Genomic DNA, 10,365 nt, shown 5'->3' with positions numbered 1-10,365 from the left:
TTCGGACCCATTTCAATGGTCCTTGGTCACCGTTTTCTCTGAAGTCACCACCGCAATCTTGTTTCCAAGGAGCCAGAACCGCATTACAATGCTGTTTTCGGTGCGCTTCGTGAATGAAGCGGTTTAAAACCCACTTCTACAAATTGGAGGGCTGGGATACCGACCACGGCTGGCCGACCAGAAAGACCTTGGAAGATTTGGGCATGAAGAGGATGGCAGATACCATGGCCGCCAGGGGGAGGCTGGGCGTCTGACTCAACAACGCGAGGGGGATTCCTGGAGTGAGTGGCGCAACGGGCGGTAACCGCCTCGCGATAGTTCCGAGGCCGCTGCAAAACATGCCGGTGCGTCTGCAATACAAACGGGTGCGGCCAAAATCGATGTCGATCGCCCCGATCTTCGGGTAAAATGCGCCCCATAGTCAAGGTGGTGCTTTTGCAGTCGACACAATGAGGGTTATTCGAAGACGGCAGGGGGAAGAAGATACCGGCTGCCGGAGAGAAACGGCGGCTGATGCTTCCTATCCTTCTCTGCAAGAGACAGATCAAGGACCATCGCAGGTTTATTGCCGGGGTTGAGCGTGCGGCCCCATGGCGCACTCTCATTCCACCTTGGAACAGACGACTTCCAGTATCTTCTTCTCGTGCCGCTCGAGCAGGCTCCCCTGCCAGGGGATTGCGGCGCGGTACAGCCACAGTACCCCGGCGGCCTGAAGCATTCCCAATACCAGGAAAGCCGGAAACCATGCGACCCCCTGCACCAGGGAGAGCAGGGTCGCGATGCCCAGGGGCGCAAGCGTCAGCCCGAGGAGAAGGGGCACGACCAACATGAATACGGCCTGGAGGAGCACCCGCATCCCCTGATGCGGCGCCGGCTGGCTGGAACCCGCCTTGAGGGCCACCGGGGACAGGATCGACAGCAGGTTGCCGGCCAGGCAGAACAGGAGGTACATGGGAATCGTCTGCACCAGGACGGCCGCCAGGTGATCCGGCCGCATCGGCTGCATCCATTGCGACAGCCCTGCCATGCACGCCATCAACGGAACGGCGATCGGCAGCATGGAAAGGTTCTTTCCCAGCACTATGTCGCGACGCGGCGCGCAGCCAAGGACATAGGCGCGGAATCCCCCACGGTCGAGCGCAAACTGGTTTCCGACGAACCCGGTGAAACCGAACACGAGAACGCCTGCGGCCAGCCCCAGGGCGATCAGCGGCCGGACAAACACAGCGGCTTCCCCCTTCCCGCCCGCGGCCACCCCTCCGAAAACCACGAGCATGATCACGGGCGTCAGGAGCATCATCTTCATCTCGGGCGCGCGCATCAGGGCGCGGAAGCCCGCGAGCGAGACCGCCGCGGCCTGTTCCGGTATCCAGGGAATTCCCATCTCCAGCAGCCCCGCCCGGCCTCGGTCCCCGGCTCCACCCGTCACGGGCGGCTTTGCTTCTCCCCTCTCCGCGCCCTTCGCCCGGGACCTCCCCCGGCGAAAACCGCCGGTATAGAGGCGAATGGCGTTCCGATAGGAAAACCACAGGCTGGCGATGCCGATCAGGCTCATTCCGGCAAACCCGGCCAGCGCTGGAAACACCCTCCCCGCGCCCGCTTCGGCGGCGCCGTACGCCAGCCAGCCCGGCGGCACCGTCCTGCTGATCGACCTCAGCATTTCCCGGTCCCTGTCCTTCTGCCGGTCGCGCGCCGCTTCCCACGCGCTCCTTTCGGCCGCAAGTCGCTCCTCGTATTCCTGCAGGCCGATCCGTCCCTCGGCATGCTCTTCCTCCAGTGAGGCGATCCGCCCTGATGCGTCCCGCATCGCCCGGCGCCCGGCTCCTGCATCGGGATTCAGCCGGGCCAGGAAATAGGGGATTTGAAATGCCAGGACGAACAGCAGCGTGAGCACGGCTATGATGGTCCTGCGTCGCCTGGGGTTGGTCATCATGCCGGCGAGCCACCCGCGGAACAGGTAGGTCACCGCCGTAATCATCAGGAAGAACGCGGTCACGAGCGGAAGCGTCAGGATCATCCCGGGACCCCGCGCCAGGGTGATGCCCGTCCCGAGACCCAGCATCGCAGGGAAAAACAGGATCAGGCTCAACCCCATGCTGGAACCGACGAAGTTGATCAGAAAAGCGCCGGCCGGCGATACGGGCAGGTGCATGAAATTGTCGAGCGACAGCAACTCCGTTCGCTGCAATTCCACCATCAGCCCGACCAGCCAGAAAAAGAGAAAAGCGGCGGCCACGCCGTCCCAAACTGCCAACAGCGCCCATGGCTGGGCATGACGCAGCGTCAGCAGGCCGGCAAGCAGGCCGGCGATGAAGGCGACGATTCCGCCCATCACCCTGGCTGCGGCCATGATGGCGACAAGGATCGCTCCCAGGAAACCGGATCGGCGGACCTGGTTCGCGGATAGGCGCCACCTTACCCAGACATAGGTCTCGAGATGTTCCCGGTTCACGGTGTTTCCTCGTGCAGCCAGGAAAGCTTGTGAGTCGCTTCTTCATCGACCCCGACCCTTTGCAGGAAGCGCTCCTCCAGGGAGCTTCCCCGGCGCAGGGTGTCGAGTTCCGCCTGTTCGACCAGCCTGCCGTTGGCTATGATGCCCACGTGCGTGCAGAGCTTCTCAACGACATCCAGCACATGGGAGGTCAGGAATACCGTGGAACCGCGCCGGATATAGTCCTTCAGGATATCCCGGATCGTGCGGGAAGTGACCGCGTCCACCCCCTCGAACGGTTCGTCCAGGAAGAGCAGGTCGGGGTTGGGAAGGAGCGCAGCCGCCATCGCGAGCTTCTTCTTCATGCCGTGCGAATACTCGAGCGTGAGCTTCTGCCCGGCATCCTCGAGTCCCAGCAAATGGAGAAGCTCATCCGTGCGCGAACGGATCAGGCCGACCGGCATCAGGTGCATGCGCCCGATGAAGGTCAGGTGTTCCCGCGCGGTCAGGTTCTCGAACAGGGCCAGATCCTCGGGCACCACCCCGATCCGCCTCTTGGCCTCGAGCGCTTCCCGGACATCGAACATGTTTTTGCCCAGGACAAACGCCTCGCCGCCCGAGGCCGCCAGCAGGCCCGTCAGCATTTTGATGGTAGTGGATTTCCCCGCCCCGTTTGGACCGAGAAATCCGTAGAACGTGCCCGGTTCCACCCGGATATGAATGCCGTCAACGGCGCAGAACTGATCGAAAAACCGGGTCAACCCCCTGGTTTCGATGGCGAGTTCCATAAAAGGTTCTCCCGCGGCTTGTTCCCCTCGCGCCTTCCGCAGGGTCAGGGCCGGAATGATTTCCAGGCCACACCCGTGCAAGGGACGTGAAAATGGGCCCATTGTAACAGACTCGCTGGATATGGCGCATCCCGGATTCAGACACCCTTTCCGCGCCCTGTCGTCTGATGGTGTTGGGAGGGTTCCGCCATGACACCGAACGGACCGATGAAGGCCGCCGCCATCCCGGCGGGCTGCAACAAATACCGGTGCGTTAAAGGTCCATATGTATCGCCCCGATCTTCAGCCAAAATGCCTCCATCGGGACTCATCTCCTGATGCTACGCCGGGCGCTCGCCCCAAGTCATTTGAAAATCCCTGCAGGCTCTGCGGATCTCCGCCCATGACGATGGCCTCAACGCCCTGGCTCGGCCCGGTCGGCAAAACGACCTTGAAGCCTGCGCCGGCACGGAACAGGGGGTGTGATCAGTCCCTGATTTCGAGCAGGGTGAGCTTCGCCGTCTTGTCCGTAGCCCTTGCGGCATCGGCTTCACTGAGGATTTCATGGATGACCGCTTCGCCGACAAGCCAGACGGACAGACCCCGCTGGAAACAGCCGGCCGTCGTCTGTCCCGCCCGTCCGAGAGCGCCGTGCATGTGCAATACCGGACGCCCGTTTTCATCAGGCGCGATGAGGCCCGCCGCCATCGTTTCGTGGGCCTCGCTCACTGGAAGCACAATCGGATCCGGCTCGGGATCGGCCGTGACCCGCGGGCCCGCCACGATATTCCCCCGGTAGATCCCGCCGATGAACACCACCTGGCCGAATCGTATCTTCTTTTCAGCGGCGAAATCCTCCAGGCACCCGGGTATCGGATCATCCTGTTCCAGACGCACCACAAAGACTCTTCCCAGTTTCCCTTCCATCGTTTTCATGTGGGAAAAATACCATATGACAAAAAGGAATCTTTCTTTTTCCTCACGCCGCCGCCCTCGATCGACCCGCTCGGGACGCGGCCCGTCGGAGCGATCAAATCAGGCTACTCGGTCGGAGGCATACTCTTTATAATGACCGCGAAAGGAACCAACCATGAACATCGCCGACGAGTTCAGGAACGCGGCCCTTTACTGCCCCGGGAAAAAGGCTCTCATCTTCGAGGATCGCAGCTATACGTACGCCGACATGGAACGGTTCATCTCTGCAACAGCGGGCCGCCTGCGGAATCTCGGCGTCGAAAAAGGCGACCGGATAGCCATCTACATGCCCAACCGGCCCGAGTGGATCGTGTTCTACTACGGGATCGCCCGGATCGGCGCTGTTTCCGTCTGCGTGCCCGCGGCCTACAAAAAGGAAGAGATGAAAGGGGTGGTCGTGGATTCACGCTCTTCCGTCATCGTGACCTGCCGCTCGCTGCTCCGGCACCTGCCGTCACGGGAAGAGATTCCGCTTGTCCGCGACACCATCATCGTCGAAGAAGATGCATTTGTCCGGAGACTGCTCCACGGGAACGGGCAGCCGCCCGCCCTGACCGGCGCCGTAACAACCGGCCCAGCCATATCAGGCGACGATACGGCCGCCATCCTGTACACCGGGGGGACGACGGGAATTCCCAAAGGCGCCATGCTGACGCACCGTAACCTCCTCTACAGCGCGCAGAATGTATCCTTTCACGAAAGGATGACGCCTTCCGATATCGGGACCTGTTTCCTTCCCCTGAACCATGTCTTCGCCCAGTGCCATATCATGCACACCTTCTTCGGCGGCTGCGGGACCCTCGTTCTTTTTCCGGGCTTCGACATGGACGGGATCGTGGCGGCCGTCAGGCGGCACCGCGTGACCCGTTTCTACGCGGTTCCCACCATATTCATCCGCTTCCTCAACTCCCCTGAGAGCAAAAAGCATCTGGAGAGTCTGCGCTACGTCTTCTCCGGCGGCACCAGCCTTCCCGCCGAAATCGTCCGTCGATGGGTGGACATGTTCGGCATCCCCATTCACGAGGCGTATGGGATGACGGAAACCGCTTCGATCGTGACCTTCAACCATCTATTCCGTCACAAAATCGGCTCCATAGGCATGCCGGCGGGCATCATCGAACTGAAGGTCGTGGACGCGGACGACAAAGAAATGAAAACGGGGGAGCGGGGAGAGATCATCATCCGCGGCCCCAATATCATGAAAGGGTATTACGAACAGCCAGAGGAAACCGCGCGCGCCATGCGCAACGGCTGGCTTCATTCCGGCGATGTCGGGGTCTTTGACGAAGAGGGGTATCTGTATATCGTCGACCGCATCAAGGATATCGTCATAACCGGCGGCGAAAACGTCTACCCCAAGGAAGTGGAAGATCTGCTGCACCAGCATGAGGCCGTCAACGAATGCGGAGTTGTCGGCATGCCGCACGCCGAGTACGGAGAAGCTGTGACCGCCTTCGTGACGATGAAACCGGGCAAGAACGTGGACGAAAAGACGCTGCTGGCTTTTTGCCGGGAACGCATGGCGTCCTACAAGGTGCCCAAGGCGATACGTTTTGTCACGGACCTGCCGAAAACGCCTCAAGGCAAAATCCTGCGCCGGGAACTGAGAAAATTCTGATTTGCCGTGCCCGATTTGGCTATTTGAGCAAAGCCTTGCTTGGCAAATCAAGCCCCGGCGGGAAACGTTCGGACCTCCGCGCCGCGGCTTTGTGTTTCTCGGGACTGCACGAGGGGCTTTTAAGGATTGCACCAGGACAGGACGCATCCGCTGCCGTTTTCGCCCCGGAGCCGTCGCCCCCCCGATACGCTGCAATAAATACCGGTGTAGAGACCTTATTTGGCGCCCCGATCCTCAGCTAAAATGCCTCCATAGTCAAGATGTAGCATTTACAGGCAACCTATCAAGGGTTGTCAGAAGACGGGAGGGTGAAGAAGATGCCGGCTGCGAGAGAAACGGCAGCTGATGCTTCCTATCCTTATGACGATCCGCCGTACTCGGTTTACTTTCCGGGATCTTTCCCCAGTGCCCGCAGCCTTCGGGATGCAATGGCGTAAGTGGACGAATCCGTTCCTTCCCCTTCAGCGGGCGGTTCCACTTTCTCGTAGGCTTCGATCGCGGCGTCCGGCACGCCGTACAGTTCGCCGATCCGGCCTATAATGTACCAGTCCGGGGATTCGAGCTCCCTGCTGGGTCTGTTCTTCAGAAGGGCCATGAGGACATCGCGCGCCTGGGTCACGTGTCCCAATTCTGCATAGACGGTGGCCAGCGTATGCAGGGACGCCTCATCCGAATGATTCGTCAGGGTGACCGCGTGCTGGGCGTTTTGGAGGGTATCGGCCGAGGTGCTTCCTTCCATGACATCGAGCCATGCCAGGTTGTTGTATTCCATGGCGGTCGCCCGGCCTGACTGGATCAGGCTGGCGAGGCGCCCTCGATGTTCGGAAAAATCACCCTTCCAGCGTGGTATTTCCGCATACAGGCTGGCGGTCACCGGCTCTCCGGGTTGGCGCTCCATGCGGCGCGAGAGTTCCCGTTCCGCATCCACAAAGCGTTTTAAATGCTGCAGGGCCAATATCTTAAGCCCGAATGCTTCCATGGAACGGGGATGGGCTTTCAGGAGGCTTTCAGCGGCTTTCAAAAGGATCTCGGGTTTTTTTATCGACTGTCCCAGGTTCGCCAGGGCAATATTCAGCCCCGTGTTGATGTCGCCTCCCAGGTTGGAACGGATTCCTTTTTGTATGACCGGGACCGGAAATTCCCCGTAGGTCCCGTCGTCCATGAGACTGGCGGCCGCCAGGCGCATTCTTTCCCGGTTGTTTTTCCCCGCTTCGGTCCAGATCCACTCCAGCGGAGTCCGGTCCAGTACATCGCTGGCGTTCGCGCTGTAAGTGTCCTCGGTCAGCCAGTCCAGCCATTGCCGGACCCTTTCCTTTCGATCCTCTTCAATCCACCGGAGCAGCAGCTTGCCGATCACCGCCGTCGTCCTGCCCAATCCGACGATTCGATATCCGTTTTCGGACCGGAACAGGTACATATGGATCGATGCATTGTTGCCCGCAGGAAGCCCGAATAATTTCACGCGGGCGCGATAGCCCGTTTCCGGGTTTCCTTCCAGGGAAATGCTGTTGGGGCTGAACATCATATCCAGAACCTGGTCCTCGGATAAATCCTGCTGGTTCATCAAGCGGAGGAATACTTCGCGAAGAGCTTCCAGTTCTCCGGAAAACCTGTCGATATCGATCGAGTCCGTCAGAAAGGGCGGAAACAGCCGGTGCAGCTCTTCCGGCGCCGTGTTTTTGCCCGACAGGAGCGCGAGGGTAAACGAGCGTATCACATCTTCGGGATCGTCCGGTTGGAGATCGGCAGGCTCGTGCCTTTGGATATCGCGAATGAAATTTGCCAGGGACAGGCGGGCAACAGAATCGGAGGCGCCCCTGGCGCTTGCCGAAAGCAATTCGGCGGCTTCAGGGTAATATCTCCTGGCGGTGAGAAGATTCCCCGCGATCCCGAGAATCTCCCGATAGGCCTCCGCCTGGTCGGCGATGCGCGACCCTTCGCGGACCGCCTCGTCGGTTCCATTGACGACGGCCGTCGCGGCCAGGTACAGCCCGTTCCGATAGGAATTTTTCGGCGCTTCTTTCCAGAGCTCGCGCAGTTCGGCAAATCGGGACCGGTTGAGGAGCGCTACCATGAGGTTCGTGGTCAGATTCTCGATTTTCAGGTCCGATCTCAGAAAAGTGTATTCGGATATCGCTTCGTCAAGTCTTGAACCGGGACCGTACCGATGGCCGTCGGCATCGTGTTCCAGGAGGATTGCCAGTTCTCCGCGCGCTGAGAAATCCTTCGGATCGATCTCCCTGGCCTTCCTGAGCGCTGTTTCGGCTCCCTGATACTCGAAGCCGCTCATGAATTTCCGGCCCAGTTCGTCATGCGCCAGGATTATCCCGAGAGTTCTCTGCGCGACGAGGGATTCCGGAGCCAGTTCGACGGCGCGCCTTGCCTCCCTCCGGGCGTTGCTTCCAAGCCCGGCTTCAAGGTAGGCGCGGGCGACCTGGGTGCGATAGAGCGCCGTGTCGGGAAAACGTTCCACCAGTCCCTGAAACTCCTTGAGCGCCTCCGGAATACGGCCCGCCTGCAGATGGGCTTCTCCCACATGATGAAAAACGGCCTGAGGCATCGTTTCCTCGTAGAACCGGCCGATTTCGGATTTGACGGCGGCGGCTTCTTCCGTCGAGTAGAGAGCCTTCACGGTGTCGAAGCGCAGGCGCGCCGTAACAACGGAGTCCGGGGAGGTTTCATATTCCTGCGTCATCACCGCCGGCCCGAAAAAGCGTTTTCCGTTTTCCGGAACGGACGCAACCGCATATCCCGGGGGCGGATGAATCCGGTAGAGGATTTCCATCACGTAGGGGGTCTGCAAGAGAACGGGATACTTCCTCTCCTTTTCAGGTTTCCTGGCGTCGGAATCGTCCGGCTTCAAAATGTCCGGCAGGCTGCCGATCAGATTGCCTGACAGAATGGGAACCGATGCCGCCGTTTGCGCGGTCCATAATTTAGCGCAATCTTTTCCTTCAATCCGCAGCGACATGGGTATGGACAGGTCCTCCGTGTCCGATAGATGGATCTCTCCGAGGGACTGCGCCTGAAACTGGTTTTTGAGGTATCGCCCGAGCTGTTCCCGGTTTTCCTTTTCCGTGTTTCTGCCGAAAGTTCTCCTGTAGCTCCGTTCAAAGGATCCGGAAACGGTCGTCGTTTCCACGATGCGTCCGCCTCCCTCGATGGCGAGGAATACTTCGCGCTGCTCGCTCTGGACATTTTGAGCCGGCACGCTTTGAGGCGTCCGGATCAGCGCGGTTGTCCCGTGCGAAGCGACAAGGGCCAGGCGGCCCTGATCGTGGTCCGGAAGTTCACCCAGGCGCGCGTACTCGTCGGTCGGATCGATCCACAATTCCGGATTGGAGGGGATATGAACGATGGCATGGTCGAATCGACCCATGCCGGGGAGCCCCGGGTCCGTATCGTTGCCGGGACCGGTGTTCAGCAGCGCCACGAAGGATTCGATGCCCGCTTCCCTCAACAGCGCAACGAGCGCCGTCGCCTTGTCCTTGCAGTCTCCGAAACGCCGCTCCATGGTTTCCACGGGCGTTGACGGAACGATACTGCCGTCGCCGAATTCGACGCCCGTATAGCGGACGTTCTTCTTGAGAAATGAGAGGAAACGGTTGATTTTCTCATCCCGGTCTGCGGCATCGCCGGCGATTTCGGCCGACAACTCCCGAAGCTCTCCGGCACGAATGCGGCCATCGACAATATCGGAATAGGAGGACGCGATCGAATTCCACGAGGATGCCGTTGAGAAACGGAGAACCGGTCTCCGGGCGATGTCGGCGGGAGCGTAGTCCAGGTCTTCATCCTGGGGCTCCAGCAGGCCGGTTTCAAAGTGAAGCCGAATCCTGCCCGCCTTGGTTTCCCGCGCCGGTTCAAGCCCGGGCAGCCTGTGCACGACATATTTCATCGGGATGGCGGCCGGTGCGTCGAGAATCACATGCGATTTCCGGACGGGGACCGAGGCGCCGAAGGAAAAGAAGCCGACGACTCCTGCCGGGAAATACGATTCCCTGTCATGGATCCGGTGAATCTCCTCGACGATCGCCCCGACCTCCACGGCGGGAAGGGGGCCCTTCAGGGTTTTTTCGTCGCCGTAAACCTGAGGTCCGTCTTCGGCGTCGTTGTATTCGCCGAGGTCTGCCGGGTTGAGCCGGTACTCGGAGCCGTCGGGGGTGATGACCCGGGCCTCGATTTCCGGACGATCCTGGTACCAGGGGCGCCAGGTCTCGCTCACGCGGGACCAGGAGGGGATGGCTCCGGCGGAATCCACGCGATATATCAGCCTGTAGGTGCTGTCGACGCGGCCGGATTCATCAAGAACAAACCGCTTCTCTTCCAGGAAGATCTGGGCCTCATAGTTTTCGTCGATCGGTATTTTCCCGGCAGCCGCCAGGATTTCCTGGGGAGTGCCGGCGAATGGCCCGCCGTTCCATGGGCCGTCGGCCACATTTTCCGCCGATACGGGAAAGATGTTCACAAACAGCAACAGTGCCGGGATTGTCAAAAATCGCATGTATTGCCTCTTGTAGATGTTCGCCGGCGCAAATCAGTGCTCCGGAAGCTCCGCATCGGCTGCAATAAAT

The 10,365-nt window shown here is 60.3% G+C and carries 6 protein-coding genes; 2 read left to right on the top strand and 4 right to left on the bottom strand.

Annotated elements, in window-relative coordinates:
* Window positions 1–113: 113 nt before the first annotated feature.
* On the top strand, window positions 114–254 hold the full coding sequence (locus GXY47_17115) for a hypothetical protein (GenBank protein ID NLV32862.1): 141 nt from the start codon (window positions 114–116) through the stop codon (window positions 252–254).
* 347 nt (window positions 255–601) lie between these two features.
* Here the strand turns inward: GXY47_17115 and GXY47_17110 are convergent, their stop codons facing one another.
* From GXY47_17110 to GXY47_17100, 3 genes are all read right to left on the bottom strand, one after another.
* On the bottom strand, window positions 602–2,452 hold the full coding sequence (locus tag GXY47_17110) for a hypothetical protein (protein ID NLV32861.1): 1,851 nt from the start codon (window positions 2,450–2,452) through the stop codon (window positions 602–604).
* Window positions 2,449–3,219, bottom strand: a complete 771-nt coding sequence (locus GXY47_17105) for an ABC transporter ATP-binding protein (GenBank protein NLV32860.1) — start codon at window positions 3,217–3,219, stop codon at window positions 2,449–2,451. The genes GXY47_17110 and GXY47_17105 overlap by 4 nt, the downstream gene beginning before the upstream one ends.
* A gap of 465 nt (window positions 3,220–3,684) precedes the next feature.
* Window positions 3,685–4,134, bottom strand: a complete 450-nt coding sequence (locus tag GXY47_17100; GenBank protein NLV32859.1) for a DNA-binding protein — start codon at window positions 4,132–4,134, stop codon at window positions 3,685–3,687.
* 154 nt (window positions 4,135–4,288) lie between these two features.
* Between GXY47_17100 and GXY47_17095 the strand changes: the two genes are divergently transcribed.
* The gene (locus tag GXY47_17095) at window positions 4,289–5,791 is read left to right on the top strand and encodes a long-chain fatty acid--CoA ligase (protein ID NLV32858.1); all 1,503 of its coding nucleotides are present in this window, start codon (window positions 4,289–4,291) and stop codon (window positions 5,789–5,791) included.
* 382 nt (window positions 5,792–6,173) lie between these two features.
* Here the strand turns inward: GXY47_17095 and GXY47_17090 are convergent, their stop codons facing one another.
* Window positions 6,174–10,295 (bottom strand): DUF3857 domain-containing protein, encoded by a 4,122-nt coding sequence (locus GXY47_17090; protein NLV32857.1) that lies wholly within the window; start codon window positions 10,293–10,295, stop codon window positions 6,174–6,176.
* Between the last annotated feature and the right edge of the window lie 70 nt (window positions 10,296–10,365).

This window comes from Acidobacteriota bacterium (assembly GCA_012729555.1).
Taxonomy (GTDB): domain Bacteria; phylum Acidobacteriota; class UBA6911; order UBA6911; family UBA6911; genus UBA6911.
This window is presented reverse-complemented; position numbering and strand designations above follow the sequence as displayed.